This is a genomic window from Rubricella aquisinus (assembly GCF_014199445.1).
In the GTDB taxonomy this organism is placed as follows: Bacteria; Pseudomonadota; Alphaproteobacteria; order Rhodobacterales; family Rhodobacteraceae; genus Rubricella; species Rubricella aquisinus.
On sequence record NZ_JACIJS010000002.1, the window covers coordinates 285,668 to 309,329 of the forward strand.

A 23,662-nucleotide genomic window follows, 5' to 3' on the forward strand; every position below is an offset into this window, starting at 1 on the left:
ATGCCTGACGTCACCCTCGTTTTCTGGCGCGATATCCCCGCTCAGGTGATCGTGGGCAAGGGGCGGCGTGGGGCAAAGGCGGCCCTGCCTGAGCGGTTTGAGCAGGCGATCGACCGCTGCGCGATGAAAATCGGCGCACGCGACAGCGACGCCTATCTCGCAGAATGGCGCAAGGCGGCCCCTTATTCGGTTGACGGGGATCAGGACGACATCGCGAAAGCAGAGGCCGCGCGCCTTGATGCGGAATACGATGCCGACCGGATCAAGGTTTTGATCGCGAATGACGGCTGGGCCAAAACACCAGTCGCGGAGGACTAATCCGATGGCCAAAATTCTTCAATTCGGACGGCGCAGCGCCTCTGTTCAGCCGACAACGACATTGGGCAGCTTCCTTGAGGGCTTCTCGATCGAGGTGATGCCGCGCACCGCCTCCAAGATCGAGAGCTTCAAGGCGATCCTGCCCGCAGGCACCCGCGTCTATATCGCCCATATCGACGGCACCCCGTTCGAGGAGATGCACGCCACCGCAAAGCGCATCACCGAAGAGGGCTTTCCGGTCATGCCGCACCTGCCCGCGCGCTCCATCACCGACAAGGCGGAGTTCACCAACTGGGTATCCGCCTATGCGGATCTGGGGATTGATCAGGCCCTGCTCTTGGGGGGTGGCAACGCACAGCCGTGTGGTGAATATGACAATTCCATGCAACTGCTCTCCTCTGGCGTCTTGGACGCGCACGGGTTCAAGCGGCTTCATGTGGCGGGCCATCCTGAGGGCAATCGGGACATCGACCCTGATGGCTCTGACCGGATGGTGATGGACGCGCTGCGCTGGAAACAGGCGTTCCGCGACCGCTCCGACGCGGAGATGGCGATTGCCACGCAATTCTGTTTTGAAGCCGCGCCCGTGATTGCATGGGTGGACAAGCTTGCGGCGGAAGGCATCACCCTGCCCGTCCATATCGGCGTCGCAGGCCCGGCCAAGCTGCAAACGCTGATCAAATTCGCCATGGCCTGCGGCGTGGGCCCCTCGCTCAACGTGCTTAAAAAGCGCGCGGCGGACCTGACGAAACTGATGCTGCCCTTCACCCCGGAGGAGGTTCTGCGCGATCTGGCGGCCCATAAGGCGGCCAACCCCGATTTCGGCATCGAGGCTGTGCATTTCTTCCCGCTTGGCGGCATCACCAAAACCGCTGAATTCACCAGCGCGCATGGCTCTGTGCCTGCGGCGCGCACCGCATAACGTTTCAAGACAAGGGTATCTGCCGCCATGACGCGCACGATTGTCGAATCCAAAACCAAAACCGTCATCATCGGCTTTGACGAGCCGTTCTGCGTGATCGGGGAGCGGATCAACCCCACCGGGCGCAAGAAACTCGCCGCCGAGTTGGAACTGGGCGATTTCACCACTGTCGAGAAAGACGCACTGGAGCAGGTCGCCTGCGGTGCGACGATGCTGGACGTCAATTCTGGTGCCGTGTTCACCAACAAAATGGCGGAGGATCCCCGCTACGCCGACAATAACTTCGTCGAGCCGATGCTGATGCCCGAACTGATCAAACGGGTGCAGGCTCTCGTCGATGTGCCATTGTGCATCGACAGCTCCGTTCCCGGCGCGCTGGAAAACGGGCTTGAGGCGTGCGAGGGCCGCCCGCTCCTGAACTCCGTTACTGGCGAGGAAGAGCGGCTTGAGACCATCTTGCCACTGGTCAAGAAATACAACGTCCCCGTGGTTGCGATCTCCAATGACGATACTGGCATCTCAGAAGACCCCGAGGTACGCTTCGCGGTTGCCAAAAAGATCGTCGAGCGGGCCGCCGATTACGGCATTCCGGCCCATGACATCGTGGTCGATCCGCTGGTCATGCCAATCGGGGCGATGGCCACGGCAGGGTTGCAGGTGTTCGCACTCGTCCGCCGCCTGCGGGACGAATTGGGCGTGAACACGACCTGCGGGGCCTCCAACGTGTCCTTTGGGATGCCCAACCGGCATGGCATCAACGCGGCCTTCCTGCCGATGGCGATTGCGTCCGGCATGACCTCGGCCATCATGAACCCCGTTCGCCCACAGGAGATGGAGGCGATCCGCGCCGCCAACTTCCTGATGAACAATGACCCCCATGGCGCTGAATGGATCAGGGCGAACAAGCCGGTTTTGGCTGAGGGCGAAGTGGAGGCTGGCGCGCGCGGTCGCCGCGCAGGCCGCGGGCGTCGCCGTCCGGCATAAATTAAAACATTCTCATACACTTAAGGGCGCATCTTCACAAAAGCTGCGCCCTTTCTCTTGCGCATCTCCCGACTTCTTTTTTCCCCAAATACCTCCCGCCGGAGGCAAAGCGCGCCCGCGCGCTTTTCAGGGCCATACACGACCTAAATCAAAGTAACCCGCGATGGGCCGCGCGATACTGCGGCCACCTGACCGGAGGCTTCTCATGACCGCTCCCCTTGCTGATATCACCGTCCTTGACCTGACCCATGTTCTTGCCGGCCCCTATGCCACGATGATTCTGGCCGATCTGGGGGCACGCGTGATCAAAGTGGAGCGCCCCGGCCTTGGCGATGACACCCGCGCCTTTCCTCCCATCGTGGATGGGCAAAGTGCGTATTTCGCGACGATCAACCGGGGCAAATCCTCCATCGCGCTGGATCTCAAATCGCCTGAGGATCGCGTCACCTTCGATGCGCTTCTGGCGCGTGCGGATATCCTTGTCGAGAACTACCGCCCCGGTGTGATGGATCGGCTCGGGCTGGGCTGGGATACGCTCCATGCCCGCTTTCCGGCGCTGATTTATGGGGCCAGTTCCGGCTTTGGCCATACCGGGCCGGACAGCCAGCATCCCTGCTATGACATGGTCGTACAGGCCCGCGCGGGTGTGATGTCGATCACGGGTGAGGATGGGCGGGAGCCGGTGCGCGCCGGCGCCTCCATCGGGGATATCGTGGCGGGCCTGTTTCTGGCCAACGGGCTGATGGCCGCCTTGCATGATCGGGCGCGCACGGGGCTTGGCCGATTTGTCGATGTGGCGATGCTGGATGGGCAATATGCCATTCTGGAACATGCCATTGCCCTGACCGGGGAGACCGGCATCGCCCCCGGCCCCAATGGCGCGCGGCATCCGTCGATCACACCGTTTGAGACGTTTCACGCGCGGGACGGTCTGTTTGTGATCGCGGCGGGCAATGACGCGCTTTTTGGTAAACTGTGCGATCTGTTGGACCTGCCGCTCAAGACCGATCCGCGCTTTGCCAGCAACGCCGCACGTTGCACCCATCACGCGCTTCTCAAGCGCCTCATTGAGGCTGTGACCCTTGGCCAGCCCAAGGCGCACTGGATCGCGGCCCTGCGCAGCGCGGGCATCCCCACTGGTCCGATCCAGACCATCGCAGAGGCGATGACAGACCCGCAATTGATCGCCCGCAACATGATCGCGACGGTGCCGCAGGGTGATCGCGTCCATCACGCGGCGGGTAACCCGATCAAGATGTCCGGGCTTGAGGACAGCCCGGAAAAACGCCCTGCCCCGCTGCTCGATGCGGACCGTGCGGCGATTTTGCAATGGCTTGAGGAGCCGAGCGACGGGAAATGACCAATTCCTGCCGCGCCTAGGCCGTTGCCCTCCCCGATGGATGCGCTAAAACCCAGCCAACACCGGACAGGAGCCTCCAGCATGACCGACCAACCGCTTGTGATTTTCACCCCTTCGGGCAAACGCGGGCGGTTCCCTGTGGGCACGCCGGTGCTTGAGGCCGCGCGCAAGCTGGGCGTGGACCTTGATAGTGTGTGTGGCGGGCGCGGCATCTGCTCCAAATGTCAGGTGCAGCCCTCCTTTGGCGAATTCTCCAAACATGGCGTCGTCAGCCGCGAGGACGCGCTGTCCGACTGGAACGCAGTTGAGGAGCGCTACAAATCCAAGCGCGGCATGAAACCCGGGCGGCGTCTGGGCTGTCAGGCCAAGGTGGAAGGCGATATCATCATCGACGTGCCCGCCGAAAGCCAAGTGCACAAACAGGTCGTGCGCAAATCCGCCGACACGCGCGAAATCGTGATGGAGCCTTGCACGCGGCTTTTCTACATCGAGGTGGAAGAGCCGGATATGCACGAGCCCTCCGGCGATCTGGAACGGCTCTGTGCCGCGCTGGAGACGCAATGGCAGATCACGGGGGCGGAGGCCGATTACAGTATTCTTGCCACGCTCCAGACCCGCCTGCGCAAAGGCGACTGGAAAGTGACCGTCGCGGTCTATCAGGCTGCGGAGGGCGCCACGCCGCGCATCCTGCATGTATGGCCCGGATTTCACGAAGGCGGGCTTTTCGGGCTGGCCGTCGATCTTGGCTCGACCACCATCGCCGCCCATCTGTGCGATTTGCAGACGGGCCGCGTCATCGCGTCCTCGGGCATCATGAACCCGCAAATCCGCTTTGGCGAAGATTTGATGAGCCGGGTCAGCTATTCGATGATGAACGCGGGCGGGTCTGAGGAAATGACGCTGGCGGTGCGCACAGGCATGGCGACCCTCGTTGAGACCCTTGCCAAAGAGGCGGAGATTGATCCGGCGCTGATCTTTGAGGCGGTGTTCGTCGCCAATCCGGTTATGCACCATCTGCTGTTGGGCATTGATCCGGTGGAATTGGGTCAGGCGCCCTTTGCCCTTGCGACCGCGAACGCGCTGACGCTGGCCGCGCGCAATCTTGACCTGCCATTCCACCCGGCCGCTCAGGTCTATATCCTGCCCTGCATCGCGGGGCATGTGGGGGCCGATGCGGCCGCCGTGGCACTGTCCGAAGCGCCGCATAAATCCGAAGACCTCGTTTTGATGGTCGATGTGGGCACCAATGCCGAAATTCTGCTGGGCAACACCACGAAAGTGCTGGCCTGCTCCTCGCCCACCGGCCCGGCCTTTGAGGGCGCGCAGATCAGTTCGGGCCAGCGTGCTGCCCCCGGTGCGATTGAGCGGGTGCGGATTGATCCGGTGACGAAAGAGCCGCGCTTTCGCGTGATCGGCTCTGAGAAGTGGTCCGATGAGGACGGCTTTATCGAGGATGCGCCGCCCATCTCCGGCATTTGCGGCTCCGGTATTATCGAGGCGATTGCCGAGATGCGCATGGCCGGTATCGTCGATCCCGGTGGTCTGATCGGCTCGGCCGAGCAGGTCGGCACTTCCCGGCTGATCCCGGCGGGCCGGACCCATGAATATGTGCTCTGGGAAGGGGACGCGGACACGCCGCGCATCACTGTGACCAATGGCGATGTGCGCGCGATCCAACTGGCCAAAGCGGCCCTTTATGCAGGCGCGCGGCTGTTGATGGATCAGATGGGCGTGGATGATGTGGACCGCGTGGTCCTTGCCGGGGCGTTTGGCGCGCATATCTCCCCCAAACACGCGATGGTGTTGGGAATGATCCCCGATTGCGACGTCGATAAGGTCACGAGTGCGGGCAATGCTGCGGGCAGTGGCGCGCGCATAGCCCTTTTGAACCGCTCCGCCCGGCGGGAGGTCGAAGGCATCGTACGCCGCATCCAAAAGGTCGAAACCGCGGTCGAGCCGCGGTTTCAGGAGCACTTCGTCGCTGCATCGAACATCCCCCATGCGAGCGATCCCTATGCGCGGCTTCAGGCCGAGGTCACGTTGCCCAAAGTGTCCTTCAACGCGGGCGGATCGGGTGAGGATGGCGGCGGGCGTCGTCGCCGACGCACCCGCGCTTAATGGGCCATGATCACCGGCGCAGGAAGGCTTGCCAGCATGTCCCGCGTCGCCCCGCCAAGGAAGAATTCCCGCAGGCGGCTATGCCCGTAGGCTCCCATCACCAAGAGATCCCCACCCGACACCGCGACATGATCGGCGAGCGTGTCGGACACACTGCGCCCGTTTGAGGCAAGCGGCACGATCTCTGCCGCGATACCGTGCCGGTCGAGGAATTGCGCCACCCGCGCGCCTTCAATCGCCTCCGCGTCAGGATCGACCACAAGGATGTCGATCCGCCCCGCCTTGCGGATCAGGGGCATGGCGGCCCGCAAGGCGCGCATCGCCTCCCCGCCCCCGTTCCAGGCAAGCTGGATTTTCGTGGCTACGCTGCCCTCATAGCCCGTGGGCAGCACCATGGTTGGCGCCTCCGCCCCGAACAGCGACGCTTCAAGCACCCGCGTCAGCGTCTCTTCCAAGGGCAGCCCCTTGGGGTCCGACAAAACCGTCAGATCGGCAAAGCGCGCCAATGCGCACACATCCTCCGCCACCCGGTCATAAAAGCAGAACCGTTGATGGACGTCATAGGCCAGCCCGCTGCGGTCAAGCTGCGCGGTTGCAGCCTCCGCGCTTTTAACCAGCCGCTTTTGCGCGTCCTCGATCAGCCCCGCATACACGGTGGCGACCCCACCGCCGTAAATCTGCGGCGGATAGCTTGGATCAAGCTCAAAGCAATATACCGTCAGATGCGCATCATGGTCGCGCGCCAGCGTGATCGCCCGGTCGAGCCGCGCCGCGGCCCCTTCGGATCCGTCATAGATGGCAAGGATTGTCTGAATACTCATTGCAGCCTCCCATTTGCCCGATGGCGGCGGCACACAATGCGCCGCTCCATCAGCTAAGATAAGGGTAGCGCGAGTCGCCTCCCGATACTTTGACGCGGGTCAAAAATGGCGTGCGCGCCTTCTTGTGCGGCAGGCCGGTTGCCCCTAAAACACCGGTATCAAAACGGTTTGAGCCACTTTGCCCGCTGCACGCAGTGAGAAAAGGAAAAAATATGTCCGTCCGCACCGAAATCGCCCAAGTCACCGACCGCATCCGCGAGCGCTCCAAGCCTCTGCGCGAGGTCTATCTCGACCGGATGAATCGCGCGATCGACAATGGGCCGCACCGCTCTGTCCTGTCGTGCGGGAACCTTGCTCATGTGACGGCGGCCTGCTCGACCCATGACAAGGACAGCATCGCCAAAACGGATGCCGGGAATATCGGGATCATCACCGCCTATAACGACATGCTGTCGGCCCATCAGCCCTTTGAAACATATCCCGAAGTGATCCGTCAGGCTGCGCGCGCGGCGGGCGGCACGGCACAGGTCGCAGGCGGCGTGCCGGCGATGTGTGATGGCGTCACGCAGGGCCAGCCGGGCATGGAATTGTCCCTATTCTCCCGCGATGTGATCGCGCTCGCCGCCGGGGTTGGCCTGTCCCATAACGCGTTCGACAGCGCGATCTATCTGGGTGTGTGCGACAAGATCGTGCCGGGTCTGGTGATTGCGGCGGCCACCTTCGGCCATATCCCCGCGATTTTCGTGCCCGCCGGGCCAATGGTCAGCGGCCTGCCCAATGACGAAAAGGCGCGCGTGCGTCAGCAATACGCGAAGGGCGAAGTGGGCCGGGACAAGCTTCTGGAAGCGGAAATGAAATCCTATCATGGCCCCGGCACCTGCACCTTCTACGGCACCGCGAACACCAACCAGATGCTGATGGAATTCATGGGGCTGCACATGCCCGGCTCCAGCTTCGTCAATCCCGGCACGCCCCTTCGGGAAGCCTTCACCAAACTCGCGACCAAGCGCGCGCTTGAGATCACCGCACAGGGCAATGAATTCACCCCCTGCTCTGCCGTGCTCGACGAGAAAGCGTTCGTGAACGGCATGGTCGGCCTGCACGCCACGGGCGGCTCCACCAACCTTGTGCTGCATCTTGTGGCGATGGCGCGCGCGGCGGGCATCGTGATCACATGGGAGGATATGTCGGACCTCAGCGCCGTGACCCCGTCATTGGCGAAGGTCTATCCAAACGGGCTTGCGGATGTGAACCAGTTCCATGCCGCCGGTGGCCTCTCTTTCATGATGCGCGAATTGCTGAGTGCCGGGCTGATGCATGAGGATGTGCGCACCATCGCGGGCGACGGGCTGAACCGCTACACCAAAGAGCCGCGCCTCAACGAACATGACGAGATCGAATATGTCGACGCCGATCCGACCTCCGGCAATGAGATGATCGTGCGCCCGATCTCCAACCCGTTCCAGGCAACCGGTGGTCTGACGCTTTTGCGCGGGAACCTTGGCGATGCAGTGATCAAGACCTCCGCCGTGAAGCCCGAGCGCCGCGTGATCGAAGCACCCTGCCGCATTTTCCACGATCAGGGCGATGTCAAAACAGCGTTTCAGGCGGGCGAATTGGAGCGGGACGTGATCTGCGTCGTCCGCTTCCAAGGGCCAAAGGCCAACGGAATGCCCGAACTCCATTCGCTGACGCCGATGCTGGGTGTGTTGCAGGACAAGGGCTTCAAGGTTGCTCTCGTCACCGATGGCCGCATGTCGGGCGCGTCGGGCAAGGTGCCTGCGGCGATCCACCTCTCCCCAGAGGCCGCGGATGCTGGCCCTATCGCACGCCTGCGCGACGGCGATGTGATCCGTCTGGATGGAGAAACCGGAACGCTGGAAGTGCTGGTCGATGCGGCGGAATTTGCCTCGCGGGAGCCTGTGACGGCAGACCTTTCGGCCAATAAATTCGGCATCGGGCGCGAGTTGTTCGAAGTGTTCCGGCAGAATGTCAGCGCACCGGCACTTGGCGCCTCACCGCTGTTTGTAGATTAATTGACGTATTCGCCTCAGGAGGCATCCATGACCCTTTCCACCCTCGCACTCGCCAAATCCGCCCCGATGATCCCCGTCATCGTGATTGAGGAGTTGGCCCATGCCGTACCGCTGGCAAAGGCGCTTGTCGCGGGCGGGATCACCACGCTTGAGGTGACCTTGCGCACGCCCGTGGCACTCGACGCGATCCGCGCCATTGCAGCAGAGGTTGAGGGCGCGGTCGTGGGAGCGGGCACGCTGCGCAAAGTCGCGGATGTAGCGGCCTGTATCGACGCAGGCTGCCAATTCGGCGTCTCCCCCGGCTCCCCTGCTGCGTTGATGGATGCGGTGCAGGAGGCGGGCTTTCCGTTCCTGCCCGGCTGCGCCAGCCCGACTGAGGCGATGGTGCTGGCGGAGCGTGGGTTTGAAGTGCTCAAATTCTTTCCCGCAGGGGCCGCAGGCGGGGTCAAGATGCTGTCAAGCCTCGCCTCCCCGCTGGCGGATGTGGCGTTCTGCCCGACGGGCGGCGTGAGCCTTAAGAATGCGAAGGATTACCTCGCGCTGCCGAATGTCGTGACCGTGGGCGGAAGCTGGGTCTGCCCGCCCGACATGGCACGGGCCGAGGATTGGGCGGGGATCGAACGCCTCGCCCGGGCGACCACAGACGCGCTTGGTTAAGCCGCGAGCGCCCGCGCCGCCTTGAACGACACCAGCTTGCGCCGCTTTTGATCCCACAGATCAAGGCTGGCGCAGCGCAGGCTTTCGCGGAATGTGAGGCGGCTGCACTCCACCAATTCCTCATGATCGCGCAGCACCTCCCGCAACCGGTAAAACGGAATGCGGCTATAGAGGTGATGCACATGATGGATGCCGATATTGGCAGAGAACCACATCAGAATAGGCGGCAGATCGTAATGGGAGCTGCCATGCAGCGCGGCCTCATGCAGCTGCCAGTCATCCTCTTCGTCCCAATGGGTCATCTCGAACTGGTGCTGCACATAAAACAGCCAGACCCCGATAGATGCAGCCACCAACGAGGACGGCAAAAACACCAGAAACAACGCGCCCCAGCCGCCGAAATAGACGATCACGCTGAGGATCGCCACGATGGCGATATTCGTGCCCATCGCACTAATCCAATATTTGCGCCCCTGCGACATCATCCCGATGGGCAGCCGGTTTTGCAGGATGAACAGATAGGTCGGCCCCAGCCCGAACATCACGATTGGATGGCGATAGGCGCGATACAAAAACCGCCCAAACCGGGTGCGCTGGTGATATTCCTCAATGGTGAGCGTCATCACATCGCCAATCCCGCGATGCCCCAGATCACCCGCATGGCTGTGATGGATCGAATGGGTCCGCCGCCACACGTCATAAGGGGTGAGCGTCATGACGCCCAGCACCCGCCCGATCCAATCGCTCGCCAAACGGTTGCCCAGAAACGAGCCATGCCCGCAATCATGCTGAATACAAAACAGCCGAAGCAGAAACGCGCCATTGAGCACGGAAATCAGAAACGCGCCGAGATAGCTGTATTGCACCACGATGCAGGCCAGCACCCAAAGCAGGACAAAGGGGATAAAACTCACCGCCAGTTCAAAACTGCTGCGCGCGGTGTTCGGATCACGATATTTGGCAAGGACTTTCACCCATTGCTGCGGCGTGCGGGTCGCGCAAGGCGCGGCGGTGTCGGTCATTTTGCCCCTTCCCGGATAATTACCCATGGGGATAAAGCAACAGTTGCACAAGGCAAGCAAAATGACCTGCACGTCGCGGCTTTTCTCATTTGAGGGGAACCGGTGGTAGGCCCGGCAGGACTTGAACCCGCAACCAAAGCGTTATGAGCGCTCTGCTCTAACCAGTTGAGCTACAGGCCCACCGTAGGATTGCGATACCTAGGGGGATGGACAGGGTCAAGGGGGGCTTGTATCCCTCGGCGCAAAGTAAAACGGAGCCTCCCCATGTCTGACCAGAAACCCGGCCTCACCTATGCCCAGGCGGGCGTTGATATTGATGCGGGCAATGCGCTTGTGGACCGGATCAAGCCTGCGGCGAAATCCACCAGCCGCCCCGGTGTCGCCTCTGGCCTTGGCGGATTTGGCGCGCTGTTTGATCTCAAGGCCGCGGGCTATGACGATCCGGTGCTTGTGGCCGCAACCGATGGCGTCGGCACGAAACTGCGTATCGCGATTGATACCGGATTGCTCGACACGGTTGGGATTGATCTGGTGGCGATGTGCGTCAACGATCTGGTCTGCCAGGGGGCTGAGCCGCTGTTTTTCCTCGATTATTTCGCCACCGGCAAATTGTCGGTGGATGAGGGTGCGCGCGTGATCGAAGGCATCGCGGAAGGCTGCCGCCAATCCGGCGCCGCTCTCATCGGCGGCGAAACCGCCGAGATGCCCGGCATGTACGCCAAGGGCGATTTCGACCTTGCCGGATTTGCCGTGGGCGCGATGGAGCGTGGCACCGCCCTGCCCGATGGCGTGGCAGAAGATGACGTGTTGCTGGGCCTTGCATCTAAAGGGGTGCATTCCAACGGCTATTCGCTGGTGCGCCGGATCGTGGAGCGCGAAGGACTGGCATGGGACGCACCCGCCCCCTTTGGCGACGGCCCGCTTGGGGAGGCGCTCCTTGCCCCGACGAAAGTCTATGTCCGCTCTTGCCTTGGCGCGATCCGCACAGGCGGGGTGCATGCGCTCGCCCATATTACCGGTGGCGGGTTGACGGAGAACCTGCCGCGCGTGCTGCCTGACGGATTGGGAGCAGAGATTGACCTCGACACATGGTCCCTGCCGCCGGTGCTCGACTGGCTGATCGGGGCGGCAAATATGGATGAGGCAGAGGCGCTCAAAACCTTCAACTGCGGCATCGGCATGATCCTCGTCGTCGAGCCGTCCCGCGCCATGGCCCTCACGGAGGCACTGACCGGCGCGGGAGAGAGCGTCGCCCAGATCGGGCGCATCACGGCGGGCGACGGCGTGCGCTACTCGGGCCGCCTGCGGTGACACGGGTCGCGATCCTGATTTCTGGCGGGGGGTCGAACATGCTCTCCCTGCTGGACGCAATGGACCGGGGCGATGTGGCGGCCCAACCTGCGATGGTGCTGGCCAATCGTCCCGATGCGGGCGGGCTTGCCAAAGCCGCCGCGCGCGGCATCCCGACCGCCTGCGTGGATCACAAGGACTTCGCCGACCGCGCCTCCTTTGAGGCCGCAGTGCAGGCGGCACTTACCCCCGCAAAGGCGGATATCCTTTGCCTTGCAGGCTTCATGCGCATTCTGACCGCTGACTTCATCCGTCCGTGGGAGGGTCGGATGCTCAACATCCATCCGTCCCTGCTGCCGCTGTTCAAGGGGCTGCACACCCACCAGCGCGCGCTTGATGCTGGTGTCGCGGTGCATGGCTGCACCGTGCATGAGGTGATCCCCGATCTTGATGCCGGACCAATCCTTGGACAGGCCGTCGTACCGGTGGAGTCTGGCGACACGGCGGACACGCTCGCGGCCAAGGTGCTGGTGCAGGAACACCGCCTCTACCCAGCGGTTTTGGCGCGCTTCGTCGCGGGGGACCGCAGCCCGCTCGCCCTGACATGAGCGCCATCAGCACCATCCGCAATATGGGCCCAAAAATGGAGGCGCAATTCGCCCGCGCGGGCCTCACCACGGCGGAGGAGCTGCACGCCCTTGGCGCGGACGAAGCCTATCGCCGCTTGGTCGTAGGCGGGCACAAACCCCATTTCATCGCCTATTGCGCTTTGGTTCTGGGCCTTCAGGATCGGGGCTGGAAAAGCCTCAGCGACGCGGAGAAACCGGATTTGCGCAAACGGTTCGACGCGATCAAATCCCGCCCTGCCAAATCCGAGCTTGACCAATTCCTCGACGATTTCGGTCTGGGATCCTGAGGCAGATCAAGGCACCGCCCCCTGTGACGCGCTAAGATAAGCGCGCAACCAAAGGAGGACACGATGCTGACAACCACGCGCGTATCTGACAACCGGGTCGATCTGGTCTTGGACGGCCCGTTGGATGGCCCCGCCATGGCGGCTGTTCTGGATGATCTGTTGGACAAGACGGACGGGATGGCCCATGGGCAGGCGCTCTATACCATCACCGATTTCCAGTGGCCCACGGGCGGCGCGCTGCTGGTGGAACTGGCCTATATGCCGCGCCTTTTCGCGCTGATCCACCGGATCGACCGTTGTGCGGTGCTCTGTGACACGGATTGGATCAAACGCGCGGCAGAGATCGAAGGCGCCATGATCCCGGGCATCACCATCAAGACATTCGCCCTGAACGAGGCCGAAGCGGCGGAGATGTGGCTGACCGCGTGAGGGAATGCGGCCCGCAATTCGGTCGGGATGATAGAGCCTGACCCCACCCGCCGAGTGCGGCTTTTGAGAAGGAAACGAGCAGCCAACGGGACGATCCTGCCGTTGCATTAATCAGTTGGGACACGTTTGAATGATCCAAACAGCCAAACCGAGTGACCCCAAGAGGGTCGCTGCAAGGACAGTATTAATCAGCAAGGTACGCTGAAATTTCTTTACTCCGACAAGTGCCAGAACAGCCTCTTTCAGCCCGAATTGGTTGTGCTTTGCAACAAGGTAGATCAGCAGAAACGTTCCGGGCCAAAATACAAGATGTACTGAACCCAAATTTTCGCTGCATGGCATAGCTCAAATTCCTAATTCCTAGCTTGCTTTTCTTAATCATAGCTATGCCGGTTGGTCAACGGGCCACATTCGGGCTCCAAGTAGACCTTCGTTTTTGGTAGAGCGTCTCATACACGGCCCAAATCCCGGTTTACGGACGAAGCAAGCCTGCGATGTCGGACCCTGCCTAGAATCGAGACGACGGAGCCAGGCACCGCCAGACCGGCCCCCCGGTCCGGCGATGCCCTCATCACACGCCAAAACAGTTTTGGACCAAAACGGTCATCGGCTCACCAGACAATCAGTCGTCGCACCAACCGGATCTTCATACACCACTCACAAAAAAAGCCCCGCATCACCTGCGGGGCTTTCCAATGTCTTATCCCGTCAAACCGGTTCAGCCGACCAGTTCAAGACCGGAGAAGAAATATGCGATCTCAACCGCTGCGGTTTCTGCCGCGTCGGAGCCGTGGACGGAGTTCTCACCGATGGAGAGCGCGAATTCCTTGCGGATCGTACCGTCTGCGGCTTCTGCGGGGTTGGTCGCACCCATCACTTCGCGGTTCTTTGCAATGGCGTCTTCGCCTTCCAGCACCTGCGCCACGATCGGGGCGGAGGACATGAATTCGCACAGTTCGTCATAGAACGGGCGCTCTTTGTGGACGGCATAGAATTCGCCCGCCTGCGCTTTGGTCAGGTGGATCCGCTTTTGCGCGACGATGCGCAGGCCAGCGGCCTCGAATTTCGCGTTGATCGCACCGGTCAGGTTGCGGTTGGTCGCGTCGGGCTTGATGATGGAAAAAGTGCGTTGCACGGCCATGGGTCATACTCCTGTCTGGGGGCGGCCCGTGGGGGCAACCCGATAAATCCTGCGGGCGCTTAGCACGGGCGCGCGCCGGGATAAAGACACCTTTCGTCTCAGGCAAAACGGCGTTATGGCAGGCGCCATGTTAACGCTGAATGATATCACCTTCACGCTGGAGGGGCGCAGGCTCTTTGACGGCGCATCCGCGACCATTCCCGCTGGTCATAAAGTCGGCTTTGTCGGGCGCAATGGCGCGGGCAAAACCACGCTGTTTCGCCTGATCCGGGGGCAATGGGCGCTGGATGGCGGGGAGATCGGCATCCCGGCCCGCGCCCGCGTGGGCGGCGTGGATCAGGAGGTGCCCGGCTCTCAGGACAGCCTGATCGACATCGTGCTAGCCGCCGATCTGGAGCGCGCGCGCCTGATGGCGGAGGCGGAGACCGCGACCGATCCCAACCGCATCGCCGAAATTCAGGTGCGGCTGACGGATATCGACGCCCATTCGGCAGAAGCGCGCGCGGCCTCCATCCTTCATGGTCTTGGGTTTGACGCGGTGGCACAGCGCCGGGCAGCGGCGGATTTCTCCGGCGGGTGGCGGATGCGTGTAGCGCTGGCTGCCGTGCTCTTTTCCGCGCCCGACCTATTGCTGCTGGATGAGCCGACGAACTACCTCGATCTTGAAGGCGCGGTTTGGCTGGAAAGCTATATCGCCCGCTATCCGCACACTGCTGTCATCATTTCCCACGACCGGGGATTGTTGGATCGGTCCGTGAACGCGATCCTGCATCTCGATCAGCAGAAACTGACCCTCTACACCGGGGGCTATGAAACCTTCGCTCGCCAGCGCGCCGCGCGCATGGCCGAGCAGGACGCGCAGCGCCGCAAGCAGGAGGACGCCCGCGCCCATATGCAAGCCTTCGTGGATCGGTTCCGCGCCAAGGCGTCAAAGGCGAAACAGGCGCAATCCCGCCTCAAGATGCTGGAACGGATGGAGCCAGTCGCCGCCACCATCGAGGCGCGCGTCGCCCGCTTCACCTTCCCCAACCCGGAGCCGCTGTCGCCCCCGATCATCCGGCTTGACGGCACCTCCGTCGGTTACGGGGACACAACGATCCTCAAATCCCTTGATCTGCGGATTGATGAGGATGACCGCATCGCGCTTTTGGGCGCCAATGGGCAAGGGAAATCCACCCTTTCCAAGCTGTTGGCCGAACGACTTGAGCCGCAATCGGGGGATGTAACACGCGCGCGGAAACTGCGCGTTGGCTTCTTTGCCCAGCACCAGCTTGATGAATTGCACGCCGATCAAACGCCATTCCTGCACATTCGCGCGCTGCGCCCCTTGGAGCCTGTGTCGAAAATCCGCGCGCGTCTGGCTGCGGGTGGCATCCATAACGACATCGCGGATACCGAGGTTGCGCGCCTGTCGGGCGGGCAAAAGGCGCGGCTTGCGATGATGATCGCGGCGATTGACGCGCCGCACCTTCTGATCCTCGATGAGCCGACGAACCACCTTGATATTGAGAGCCGTGCGGCTCTTGTCGAGGCGCTTGGCGCGTTTGAGGGGGCGGTGATCCTCGTGTCCCACGATCCCGATCTGGTGAATGCGGTGGCGGATCAGCTTTGGCTGGTCAAGGACGGCACCGTGCGCCGGTTTGACGGCGATATGGAGGAATATAAACGCCTCCTCCTGTCAGAGCGCGGCTCTGGCGGCTCCAAGGCCGCGAAAGAGCCGGAGGTGAAGAAAGAGGCGCGCAAGGCCAATGCCGACCGCCGCAAAATCCTCGCCCCCCTGCGTGCGGAATTGGCCAAGGCAGAGGACCGCGTGGCCAAACTTGAGCAGATGCGCGACCGGATCGACCTGCGCCTTGCCGATCCGGTGCTCTACAAATCCGCTGATGGGGCGGAATTGGAAGAGTTGCAAAAGAAACGCGGGGAAATCCTCACCGCCCTCACCCGGGCGGAGAAGATCTGGGAGCAGGTGCAAACCAAGCTGGAAAAGGCGGAACGCGGATGATGAGTGATCTGGTCCCCGCCTTCGTCACCCTCTTTGTGATCATTGATCCGATTGGGCTGGCGCCCCTGTTTATTGCACTGACGGCGGGCATGGCAGCCCAGAAACGGCGCGCGATTGCCCTGCGCGCGGTGCTGATCGCCTTTGGCCTGATCGCGCTCTTTGGCTTTGCGGGGGAGACGATTCTGGATGCAATCGGCATCGGGATGCCCGCGTTCCGCATCTCGGGCGGGGTGCTGTTGTTCCTGACTTCCCTCGACATGCTGTTTGAGCGGCGCAAGGAGCGGCGGGAGAAAACCGCCGATGCCGAGATCGCGAATGATCACGATCCGTCGATCTTTCCCATCGCCCTGCCCCTTTTGGCGGGTCCCGGATCGCTCACCACCATCATTCTGTTGATGAACGAGCATCAGGGCGACGTGCCGGGCCAATTCATGATGCTGGGCGTGGCTTTATTTGTGCTGACAATTGCCTATGTCCTGTTTCTGGCTGCGGGCATGATCGAGCGTGTTCTGGGCCAGACGGGGATCAATGTGGTGACAAGGGTTCTCGGCGTGTTGTTGGCCGCCCTGTCGATCCAGTTCATTCTGGACGGGCTTCGGGATGTCGGCCTGATCTGACAGGAGCGATATCATGGGTGAGCCGGATTACGCACGGCTGGTGTTTCTCTCCATCCTTGGGGTGGCGCTGCTGAGCGGGATTTTCGCCTATTATCGTGGCCGGTTGAGCCAAGGGCTGCAACATGCCGCGATCTGGGGGTTGATCATTCTTGGCGCGACACTCCTGTTCAGCTTTCGCGCGCCGCTCGAACACGCACTGTTTCCCAATTCCGCCGTCAGCACTGGGGAGCAGATTATCCTGCGCCGGGACGGCTCTGGTCATTTCGTGACGGTGGCGGAGGTGAACGACACGCCCGTCCGCTTCATCGTCGATACCGGCGCCAGCAGCATCGTGCTCGCCCGACAGGACGCCATGCGCGCCGGGATCGACCCTGCAACGCTCAATTTCAGCGGGCGCGCGATGACCGCCAATGGCACGGTGCGCCTCGCCAATGTCGTACTGGACACGATCACGCTCGCCGATCAGACGGATCGCAACGTGTTTGCCACGGTGAATGGGGGCGAATTGGCCATTTCGCTCCTTGGGATGAGCTATCTCGATCGGTTCAGCCAGATCAACGTGGCGGGTGATGTCATGACCCTGACGCGCTAGAGCGCGCCTTTTCCACCCATTTGCCACCCTCGCGGGCCCAGAAAACGGCCTCTTTCTGCGCCTGTGTCACTGCCCGCCAATCCTCCCGCGCCTGCGCCACGGCCTCCCCGTCGCGGTCCTCGAACAGGCGCACGATCATCGCTAAATCATCGGCCTCCGCCGGATCAACGCGCGCGCCATCGGTCAGGAACAGCACATCCGCGCCGTTGCGCCCCGTGTCGGTGGTCAGCAGCACAGGCTGGTCCGCGTCATGGGGGCCACCTGCAATGCCATGGGGCAGGAAACTGTCCGGCGCATAGGTCCAGAGCCGCGCATCCAGCCGGGGCAAAGCCTCCGCCATGCCTGCACGCACCAAGGCCCGCTGCCCGCGCGCCAAAACCCGCTCCAACAGCAGGGGGAGCGTGCCATCGACACCCTCCTCCCCCAGCCGGTAGAAGCGGATCTCACCCATATCAGCCCTCCGACGGCTCGTAGGCATCCGCGATCAACCGATCCAGCGCACGCACGCCCCAGCCTGTCGCCCCCTTGGGGGAGAAATCCGTCTCCCCCTTCACATAGGCCACACCGGCAATGTCGATATGCGCCCATGGCGTGCCGTCCTTGATGAACCGCTGAAGGAATTGCGCCGCAGTGATCGAGCCACCGTCACGCCCGCCGACATTCGCGATATCAGCGATCCGCGATTTCAGCTTGCGGTCATAGGCCGGGCCCATCGGCATCCGCCACGCGCCTTCGCCCTCTGCCTCCGCCGCTTTCAGGAGGGTTTTGGCAAAATCGTCATCATTGGAGAAAACGCCCGCGTTTTCATGCCCCAGGGCGATGATGATCGCCCCGGTCAGGGTCGCCAGATCAATGACGCCGGAGGGGTTGAACCGCTCCTGCGCGTACCACAGCACATCTGCAAGCACGAGGCGACCTTCGGCATCGGTGTTGATCACCTCCACCGTGTCGCCCTTCATGGATTTCACGACATCGCCAGGGCGTTGCGCGCGCCCATCAGGCATGTTCTCCACCAGCCCGACAAGGCCCACGACATTCGCCTTTGCCTTGCGCAAGGCAATCGTGCGCATCACGCCGGACACAACAGCCGCCCCGCCCATATCCATGGTCATCTCTTCCATGCCGCCCGCAGGCTTGATGGAGATGCCGCCGGTGTCGAACACAACGCCCTTACCGACCAAGGCGAGCGGCGCCTCATCACCGCCCCCGTTCCAGCGCATCACGACGACCTTGGACGGGCTTTCCGAGCCTTCGCCCACCGCCAGAAGCGTGCGCATCCCGAGCTTTTCCAACTCCTCCTCCTCAAGGATTTCAACCTCAAGCCCGAGTTCCTGCATCGCTGCCAAACGGGCCGCAAAATCGCTGGTGGTGAGTACATTCGCGGGTTCCGACACCAGATCGCGGGCGAAGAAAACGCCCTCCACAGCGGCGGCCTGATCGGTGGTTTTTGCGGACACGACCTCGGGCCTGCTGACCATGACGGAGACCTTGCGCGTAGGGGACACGTCATCCTCCGCGGTGCGGTAGGCATCAAAGGAATAGCTGCGCAGGGCCAGACCATAGGCCAGTTCATGCGCGCGCGGATGCGCCCCGGCACAGATCAGCAGCGCTGTGCCATCCATCGCCTTGGCCAATGCGGCCCCTGCTTTGCGCGCGACAAGCGCATCGCTGCGCTTTTCCAGCTTGAGCACGATCACGCTTTCCGCCGCGACCCCTTGCGGGAAGGCGAGCGTTTTGGTGGACCCGATCGCCATCTTTTCCCATCCCTCACTCTCCGACAGGCGGACAAGTGCGCCGCGTGTGAGGCGATTCACCCGGCGCGCCAAACGGTCCATGCTGCCATCGGGGCCTAGGATCACCGCGATCTGGCCGGGGGTGGTGGCAATGGCATCAAGGTCCGGCTCATGGAACGAGATTTGGACGGGATCGGTCATCGGGGAAAACTCCTATCGGTCACGGGATATTCATCTGTTGGCCGGACGGTAGTACGCCCGGCCCGCCTTGACCAGTGTCCGCCCAGCCAATAGCACAGTAACTCTCACGTGAAGGACACGCGTTGAACCGACTGAACCGCTATATCTTCTGGCAACTGCTCGGCCCGATGGGATTTTTCACCATCGTGTTCGTCGGCCTTATATGGCTCACGCAGTCGCTGCGGATCGTGGATATCGTGGTCAACAACAACCAGAGCGGCGCGGTGTTTTTGGAACTGTCTGCCCTTCTGTTTCCCGGCGTGATCGCTGTGGTGCTGCCGATTGCGGTGTTCGCGGCCACTCTGTTCACCGTGAACCGGCTTTATGCGGAAAGTGAGATGGTCGTGATGATGGCCACGGGGCGGGCCAACCGGTCTTTCGCGACACCGATCCTGACGCTGGGCGTGCTGGTGGCGATGGCGACGCTGATGCTGACCGCCTACCTCTCGCCGCTTGCCACCACCCAATTGCGGGAGCGCACGGCGGAATTGCGTGCGGAATTGACCAATTCGATCCTTCAGGGCGGGCGGTTCATCACCGCGCGCTCCGGCGTGACGATCTTCATCCGGGAGGCCACCCGGTCGGGGGAGATGTCGGGCATTTTCATCCATGACACGCGGGTTGCTGGGACAAAGATCACCTACACTGCACAGGCCGCGCAACTGATCCGTGACGGGGATGATGCGCAGCTTGTGATGTTTGATGGCACGACCCAGCGGCGGGATGATGGCTCCAGCGCGTTTTCCGTGCTGGATTTCGACCGGCTGGCCTATGACCTTGGCTCCATTGTGGACAGCACCGAAGGCCGCGCGCGCCGCTCGTCGGAGTTCTTCCTCACCACCCTGTTGAACCCACCCGAGGCATTGTGGAACGGCGATGACCGCTATTACCGCAGCTTGATCGTCGAGGGGCATGACCAGCTGTCCGCCCCCCTTTATGCGCTGGCGATGCCGCTTTTGGGCCTTGCCATCATGATGATCGGTGGGTTCAAGCGGCGCGGGTTTGGGATGCGTATGGGGGCCGCGATCATCATCGTGATTGCCGTGCGCCTCACCGGCGTGTCGATGAAATCGCAGGCTGCGACCGATCTGTCGCTTGTGCCGCTGATGTATGCGCCACCGCTCTTTGCCATTCTGGGCGCTTTTGTCATCCTCGCCATGACCGATGGGCGCAAGCGGACGCGTGGCGCGCCCTTGGCGGGGGCTGTGTGATGGCATTTACACTTTGGGCATATCTGGGGCGCCGGTTCCTGATGTCGGTCATGGTGACCTTTTTCGCGACCTTCTGCGTCGTTGTGATGGGTGATCTGCTGGAACTCACGCGGGAGGCTGCCGCGCGCGGGCGCGACGACGTGCCGGTGATCTCCATGGCGCTCTTGCATGCGCCGAGCGTGTTGAACAAGGGGCTGACATTCGTGCTGCTGATCGGCTCTCTCGTGGCGTTTTTACGGTTTGCGCGCACGTCTGAGTTGGTGGTGCTGCGCGCGGCGGGCGTGTCGGTCTGGCGCATCCTGCTTGCGCCTTTGGTGCTGGCGGTCCTGCTCGGGTTTGGCACATTCACGATCTACAACCCGCTCTCTGCCGCGGCACTCAAGCAATATGACCGGCTGGATGTAAAATACCTCAGCGGCAGCGACACGCTTTTGACGCTGGCGGGCGATGGGCTGTGGTTGCGCCAAACCAATGACGCGGGCCAGACGGTGATCAATGCCGCGCGCACCAACGGCGATGGGTCGCAATTGATCGGCGTTACCTTCTTTGAGTTTCGCAATGACGGCACACTGGCGCGCCGCATTGAAGGCCCGAATGCGGAATTGTCCGAAGGGGCATGGGTGCTACCCACCGCAGTGGTTTGGAACATCACGACCGATCCCGACGATCAGACCTCCATCGAACAACAACGGATCGAAGCCCTCGCGATCCCGACCGACCTCACGTCGGAGAGGATCGTAGAGAGCTTCGCCGACCCGCGCGCGCTGTCTTTCTGGGATTTGCAGGATTTCATTGAGACGATGGAATCGGCGGGCCTGTCGGCGGTGCGCCACCGGCTTTACCTCCAGACCGAATTTGCCAAACCGCTCCTGTTTGTGGCGGTGGTGCTGATCGGGGCGGCCTTCTCCATGCGCCATGTCCGGTTTGGCAATACCGGGCAGATGGTATTGGCCTGTATCACCACTGGGTTTGCGCTGTTCTTTTTGTCGGATGTCACGCAGGCGCTTGGCTCCTCCGGGGCGATCCCGATTCTGATTGCCGCCTGGGTGCCGCCCGTCGCGGCGCTGTCTTTTGGCGCGGGCCTCTTGCTGATATTGGAGGATGGGTGATGCGCCGGGTACTTCTCGCGCTGGGGCTTTCCTTGGCCATCGCCCTGCCCGCTTGGGCGCAGGAGCGTGTCGGGCTGCTGGCGGATCGGATTTCCTATGACAGGGATGCCGCGACCCTGACGGCAGAAGGCCGGGTGCAAATCTTCAGCGAAGGCCGCGTCATCCAGACCGAAAAGCTGATCTATGACGACACAACCGCCACCCTGACCATTCCCGGCCCGATGACATTGCAGGATACGGATGGCTCCCTCTTTCAGGGCACATCGGCGCTCATTGACGACCAGTTGCGACAGGGCGTGATTGAGGGCGCGCGCATGATCGTCGATGGGCAGATGACCCTTGCGACCGCAAGCATCCAGCGGCGCGAAGGCGGCATCACGGTCCTGTCGCGCACGGTGGCCAGCTCCTGTGAGGTGTGTCTGGAGCGTCCCGTGCCGATCTGGCAATTCCGCGCCGCCCGCGTGGTGCATGATGAGGCCGCGAACCGCATCCATTATGACGACGCGATTTTCGATCTTGCCGGCGTGCCGGTGTTCTACTTCCCCTATTTCAGCCATTTCGACCCGTCGGTCGAGCGGGCAAGTGGCTTTCTCACACCGGAATTCCCGCTGTCAGAGGATTGGGGCACGGCAGTCAAGCTGCCTTATTTCTGGGCGATTGATCCCACGCGCGATGCCACGATCACACCCTATCTCACATCTAATCGCGGCCTTGTCGTCGAAGGCGAGTATCGCCAGCTTTTCGACGCGGCCTCGCTCACCCTTGATGGCGCGGCGGCGATTGACGAGGATATCCTGACCGAACGGATGGGATGGTTTCTCAACGCGTCCTCCACCATTCAGGTTACCGATGAGATCGAGGCGATTGGCGACATCCGTTTGGTATCTGATCGGCGGTTCCTTGAGGAATATGGCTATTCGGTGAATGACCGCCTGCAATCGCGGATCACCTTCCAGAGCTTTCAGGATGACAGCTATTGGCAGGCGCGCGGCACCTATACCACCACCCAACGCGTGGGAGAGCGGCAATCGACCGTGCCGGTCGTCCTGCCGGATATTGAACACTACCGCATCGTGGACAGATCAGGCCCCTTTGGCGGTCAGATCGCATGGACCAACAGCGCCACGGTCACGACCCGCGATCAGGGCCGCGACAGCACTCGCATCACCACGGGCCTTGAATGGGAAAAGTCTGAATTCCTCGGCAATGGGCTGGTGTTGACCGGGTTTGCCGAGGCCAATGTCGATATCTATGACATCCGGGATGATGCGGCCTATCCCGACTCGCCCGTTGTCCGCTGGCGCCCGCTTGTCGGAGTGGAGGCCCGGTTGCCCCTGTCCCGCGTGACCGACAACGCGACCGAGATCATTGAGCCGATTGCCCAAGTGGTGGTCGCGGGCAAAAACGTACGTTCCAATGCGATCCCGAATGAGGACAGCTCCATCGTCGAATTTGACGAAACCAACCTTTTTGCCCGCTCCCGTTTTCCCGGATTTGACCGGTTCGAGACGGGAAGCCGCCTTGACTATGGCCTGAAATATGAACGCATCGGCTTTGACGGGTGGACGACAACGGCAACGATCGGGCAGGTGCTGCGCTCTGAACCGATCAACCTGTTGTCCCCCGGTACCGGGCTTGCAACGACGCAGTCCAATTTCGCCACCTCGCTTTCCCTGACCAACAACAGGAATTTTCGAATTGATACGCGGCTTTTGGTGGACGATTCGTTGGTTGCCTCCCGGTTTGAGACCAATACGAGCTATGCCATCGGCGACATTACGCTGAGTGGCGGCTTTGTTTTTCTGGAGGCATCAGGCTCACCCGATGATCCGGTGGATCGGGGTGAATTGACATTGAGCGCGGGGCTGCCGCTCTCTGACAATTGGCGCGGCACGTTTGCCACCCGACGCAATACCGAAAGCGGCAGCTATATCGAAAACCAGATTAACCTGACCTATGAACTGGATTGTCTGGAATTGCTGTTGCGGGGCGAGCGTGATTTTACGACCAGCGCCACCTCTGGCGCGCAGACAACGATTGGTTTTTCCTTCCGCCTGCTGGGCCTGACTGATATGGCAGGAGCCGGGCGGCGCGGGGCCTGTACGCCTCGTGCGGGCAACTGACGACACAACAAAAAGATGCGG

22 protein-coding genes and 1 tRNA gene are annotated in these 23,662 nt (G+C 62.0%); 17 read left to right on the forward strand and 6 right to left on the reverse strand.

The window, feature by feature from the left end:
- The 5 genes from FHS89_RS04535 (at position 1) to FHS89_RS04555 (ending at position 5,702) form a co-directional block, all read left to right on the forward strand.
- Positions 1-318, forward strand: coding sequence for a virulence factor (locus tag FHS89_RS04535; RefSeq protein ID WP_184008968.1), 318 nt, complete (start codon positions 1-3; stop codon positions 316-318).
- A 4-nt stretch (positions 319-322) separates the two neighbouring features.
- On the forward strand, positions 323-1,240 hold the full coding sequence (locus FHS89_RS04540; RefSeq protein WP_184008970.1) for a methylenetetrahydrofolate reductase: 918 nt from the start codon (positions 323-325) through the stop codon (positions 1,238-1,240).
- A 27-nt stretch (positions 1,241-1,267) separates the two neighbouring features.
- Positions 1,268-2,224 carry a methyltetrahydrofolate cobalamin methyltransferase gene (locus tag FHS89_RS04545; RefSeq protein WP_184008972.1) on the forward strand — a complete coding sequence of 319 codons (957 nt, stop codon included), beginning with the start codon at positions 1,268-1,270 and terminating at the stop codon, positions 2,222-2,224.
- 205 nt (positions 2,225-2,429) lie between these two features.
- Positions 2,430-3,584 carry a CaiB/BaiF CoA transferase family protein gene (locus FHS89_RS04550; protein ID WP_184008974.1) on the forward strand — a complete coding sequence of 385 codons (1,155 nt, stop codon included), beginning with the start codon at positions 2,430-2,432 and terminating at the stop codon, positions 3,582-3,584.
- 81 nt (positions 3,585-3,665) lie between these two features.
- The gene (locus FHS89_RS04555; RefSeq protein ID WP_184008976.1) at positions 3,666-5,702 is read left to right on the forward strand and encodes an ASKHA domain-containing protein; all 2,037 of its coding nucleotides are present in this window, start codon (positions 3,666-3,668) and stop codon (positions 5,700-5,702) included.
- On the opposite strand, the gene FHS89_RS04560 is transcribed toward FHS89_RS04555, so the two are convergent.
- Complete coding sequence (locus tag FHS89_RS04560; protein WP_184008978.1) at positions 5,699-6,523, reverse strand: universal stress protein; 825 nt, start codon at positions 6,521-6,523, stop codon at positions 5,699-5,701. The two genes, FHS89_RS04555 and FHS89_RS04560, sit on opposite strands and share 4 nt — an antisense overlap.
- 212 nt (positions 6,524-6,735) lie before the next feature.
- Here FHS89_RS04560 and edd point away from each other — a divergent pair, with 212 nt between their 5' ends.
- A complete protein-coding gene (gene edd, locus FHS89_RS04565; RefSeq protein ID WP_184008980.1) occupies positions 6,736-8,559 on the forward strand; it encodes a phosphogluconate dehydratase in 1,824 nt (607 codons plus the stop codon).
- Between the two features lie 27 nt (positions 8,560-8,586).
- Positions 8,587-9,216, forward strand: a complete 630-nt coding sequence (gene eda / locus FHS89_RS04570; RefSeq protein ID WP_184008982.1) for a bifunctional 4-hydroxy-2-oxoglutarate aldolase/2-dehydro-3-deoxy-phosphogluconate aldolase — start codon at positions 8,587-8,589, stop codon at positions 9,214-9,216.
- Here eda and FHS89_RS04575 read toward each other — a convergent pair.
- Both FHS89_RS04575 and FHS89_RS04580 read right to left on the reverse strand, forming a co-directional pair.
- A complete protein-coding gene (locus FHS89_RS04575) occupies positions 9,213-10,238 on the reverse strand; it encodes a fatty acid desaturase (RefSeq protein WP_184008984.1) in 1,026 nt (341 codons plus the stop codon). The genes eda and FHS89_RS04575 overlap by 4 nt on opposite strands.
- 103 nt (positions 10,239-10,341) lie before the next feature.
- A tRNA-Ile gene (locus tag FHS89_RS04580) sits at positions 10,342-10,418 on the reverse strand.
- Between the two features lie 84 nt (positions 10,419-10,502).
- On the opposite strand from FHS89_RS04580, the gene purM reads away from it, so the two are divergent.
- The 4 genes from purM (at position 10,503) to FHS89_RS04600 (ending at position 12,873) form a co-directional block, all read left to right on the forward strand.
- Positions 10,503-11,549: a phosphoribosylformylglycinamidine cyclo-ligase gene (gene purM, locus FHS89_RS04585; protein ID WP_184008986.1), complete on the forward strand. Its 1,047-nt coding sequence runs from the start codon at positions 10,503-10,505 to the stop codon at positions 11,547-11,549.
- Positions 11,546-12,136, forward strand: a complete 591-nt coding sequence (gene purN / locus FHS89_RS04590; RefSeq protein ID WP_184008988.1) for a phosphoribosylglycinamide formyltransferase — start codon at positions 11,546-11,548, stop codon at positions 12,134-12,136. The genes purM and purN overlap by 4 nt, the downstream gene beginning before the upstream one ends.
- Positions 12,133-12,444: a TfoX/Sxy family DNA transformation protein gene (locus tag FHS89_RS04595; RefSeq protein WP_184008990.1), complete on the forward strand. Its 312-nt coding sequence runs from the start codon at positions 12,133-12,135 to the stop codon at positions 12,442-12,444. The genes purN and FHS89_RS04595 overlap by 4 nt, the downstream gene beginning before the upstream one ends.
- A 63-nt stretch (positions 12,445-12,507) precedes the next feature.
- Complete coding sequence (locus tag FHS89_RS04600; RefSeq protein WP_184008992.1) at positions 12,508-12,873, forward strand: SpoIIAA family protein; 366 nt, start codon at positions 12,508-12,510, stop codon at positions 12,871-12,873.
- Positions 12,874-13,591: 718 nt separating this feature from the next.
- Here the strand turns inward: FHS89_RS04600 and ndk are convergent.
- On the reverse strand, positions 13,592-14,014 hold the full coding sequence (ndk, locus tag FHS89_RS04605) for a nucleoside-diphosphate kinase (protein WP_184008993.1): 423 nt from the start codon (positions 14,012-14,014) through the stop codon (positions 13,592-13,594).
- Between the two features lie 127 nt (positions 14,015-14,141).
- Between ndk and FHS89_RS04610 the strand changes: the two genes are divergently transcribed.
- The 3 genes from FHS89_RS04610 to FHS89_RS04620 are packed head-to-tail and all read left to right on the forward strand — an operon-like array spanning position 14,142 to position 17,225.
- Entirely contained in the window at positions 14,142-16,016 is a 1,875-nt protein-coding gene (locus FHS89_RS04610; RefSeq protein WP_184008994.1) for an ABC-F family ATP-binding cassette domain-containing protein, read from the forward strand.
- Positions 16,016-16,633: a MarC family protein gene (locus FHS89_RS04615; protein WP_425502774.1), complete on the forward strand. Its 618-nt coding sequence runs from the start codon at positions 16,016-16,018 to the stop codon at positions 16,631-16,633. The genes FHS89_RS04610 and FHS89_RS04615 overlap by 1 nt, the downstream gene beginning before the upstream one ends.
- Before the next feature lie 13 nt (positions 16,634-16,646).
- On the forward strand, positions 16,647-17,225 hold the full coding sequence (locus tag FHS89_RS04620; protein WP_184008996.1) for a retropepsin-like aspartic protease family protein: 579 nt from the start codon (positions 16,647-16,649) through the stop codon (positions 17,223-17,225).
- Here the strand turns inward: FHS89_RS04620 and FHS89_RS04625 are convergent.
- Together FHS89_RS04625 and FHS89_RS04630 are read right to left on the reverse strand one after the other, a co-directional pair.
- Positions 17,206-17,676 (reverse strand): DNA polymerase III subunit chi, encoded by a 471-nt coding sequence (locus tag FHS89_RS04625; RefSeq protein ID WP_184008997.1) that lies wholly within the window; start codon positions 17,674-17,676, stop codon positions 17,206-17,208. The genes FHS89_RS04620 and FHS89_RS04625 overlap by 20 nt on opposite strands.
- Position 17,677: 1 nt before the next feature.
- Positions 17,678-19,159 (reverse strand): leucyl aminopeptidase, encoded by a 1,482-nt coding sequence (locus FHS89_RS04630; protein WP_184008998.1) that lies wholly within the window; start codon positions 19,157-19,159, stop codon positions 17,678-17,680.
- A 122-nt stretch (positions 19,160-19,281) separates the two neighbouring features.
- On the opposite strand from FHS89_RS04630, the gene lptF reads away from it, so the two are divergent.
- From lptF to FHS89_RS04645, 3 genes are read left to right on the forward strand one after another with little or no spacing between them, the layout of a single operon-like run.
- The gene (gene lptF / locus FHS89_RS04635) at positions 19,282-20,409 is read left to right on the forward strand and encodes an LPS export ABC transporter permease LptF (protein WP_184008999.1); all 1,128 of its coding nucleotides are present in this window, start codon (positions 19,282-19,284) and stop codon (positions 20,407-20,409) included.
- On the forward strand, positions 20,409-21,518 hold the full coding sequence (gene lptG / locus FHS89_RS04640; RefSeq protein ID WP_184009001.1) for an LPS export ABC transporter permease LptG: 1,110 nt from the start codon (positions 20,409-20,411) through the stop codon (positions 21,516-21,518). Before lptF ends, lptG begins: the two co-directional genes overlap by 1 nt.
- Positions 21,518-23,641, forward strand: a complete 2,124-nt coding sequence (locus FHS89_RS04645) for an LPS-assembly protein LptD (RefSeq protein WP_184009003.1) — start codon at positions 21,518-21,520, stop codon at positions 23,639-23,641. The genes lptG and FHS89_RS04645 overlap by 1 nt, the downstream gene beginning before the upstream one ends.
- Positions 23,642-23,662 lie beyond the last annotated feature (21 nt).

What these genes read in the sequence shown, in the direction of transcription:
- FHS89_RS04535 (WP_184008968.1), top strand. Translation starts at nt 1, where the DNA reads ATGCCTGACGTCACCCTCGTTTTCTGGCGCGATATCCCCGCTCAGGTG.
- FHS89_RS04540 (WP_184008970.1), top strand. Translation starts at nt 323, where the DNA reads ATGGCCAAAATTCTTCAATTCGGACGGCGCAGCGCCTCTGTTCAGCCG.
- FHS89_RS04545 (WP_184008972.1), top strand. Translation starts at nt 1,268, where the DNA reads ATGACGCGCACGATTGTCGAATCCAAAACCAAAACCGTCATCATCGGC.
- FHS89_RS04550 (WP_184008974.1), top strand. Translation starts at nt 2,430, where the DNA reads ATGACCGCTCCCCTTGCTGATATCACCGTCCTTGACCTGACCCATGTT.
- FHS89_RS04555 (WP_184008976.1), top strand. Translation starts at nt 3,666, where the DNA reads ATGACCGACCAACCGCTTGTGATTTTCACCCCTTCGGGCAAACGCGGG.
- FHS89_RS04560 (WP_184008978.1), bottom strand. Translation starts at nt 6,523, where the DNA reads ATGAGTATTCAGACAATCCTTGCCATCTATGACGGATCCGAAGGGGCC.
- edd (WP_184008980.1), top strand. Translation starts at nt 6,736, where the DNA reads ATGTCCGTCCGCACCGAAATCGCCCAAGTCACCGACCGCATCCGCGAG.
- eda (WP_184008982.1), top strand. Translation starts at nt 8,587, where the DNA reads ATGACCCTTTCCACCCTCGCACTCGCCAAATCCGCCCCGATGATCCCC.
- FHS89_RS04575 (WP_184008984.1), bottom strand. Translation starts at nt 10,238, where the DNA reads ATGACCGACACCGCCGCGCCTTGCGCGACCCGCACGCCGCAGCAATGG.
- purM (WP_184008986.1), top strand. Translation starts at nt 10,503, where the DNA reads ATGTCTGACCAGAAACCCGGCCTCACCTATGCCCAGGCGGGCGTTGAT.
- FHS89_RS04595 (WP_184008990.1), top strand. Translation starts at nt 12,133, where the DNA reads ATGAGCGCCATCAGCACCATCCGCAATATGGGCCCAAAAATGGAGGCG.
- FHS89_RS04600 (WP_184008992.1), top strand. Translation starts at nt 12,508, where the DNA reads ATGCTGACAACCACGCGCGTATCTGACAACCGGGTCGATCTGGTCTTG.
- ndk (WP_184008993.1), bottom strand. Translation starts at nt 14,014, where the DNA reads ATGGCCGTGCAACGCACTTTTTCCATCATCAAGCCCGACGCGACCAAC.
- FHS89_RS04610 (WP_184008994.1), top strand. Translation starts at nt 14,142, where the DNA reads ATGTTAACGCTGAATGATATCACCTTCACGCTGGAGGGGCGCAGGCTC.
- FHS89_RS04615 (WP_425502774.1), top strand. Translation starts at nt 16,016, where the DNA reads ATGAGTGATCTGGTCCCCGCCTTCGTCACCCTCTTTGTGATCATTGAT.
- FHS89_RS04620 (WP_184008996.1), top strand. Translation starts at nt 16,647, where the DNA reads ATGGGTGAGCCGGATTACGCACGGCTGGTGTTTCTCTCCATCCTTGGG.
- FHS89_RS04625 (WP_184008997.1), bottom strand. Translation starts at nt 17,676, where the DNA reads ATGGGTGAGATCCGCTTCTACCGGCTGGGGGAGGAGGGTGTCGATGGC.
- FHS89_RS04630 (WP_184008998.1), bottom strand. Translation starts at nt 19,159, where the DNA reads ATGACCGATCCCGTCCAAATCTCGTTCCATGAGCCGGACCTTGATGCC.
- lptG (WP_184009001.1), top strand. Translation starts at nt 20,409, where the DNA reads ATGGCATTTACACTTTGGGCATATCTGGGGCGCCGGTTCCTGATGTCG.
- FHS89_RS04645 (WP_184009003.1), top strand. Translation starts at nt 21,518, where the DNA reads ATGCGCCGGGTACTTCTCGCGCTGGGGCTTTCCTTGGCCATCGCCCTG.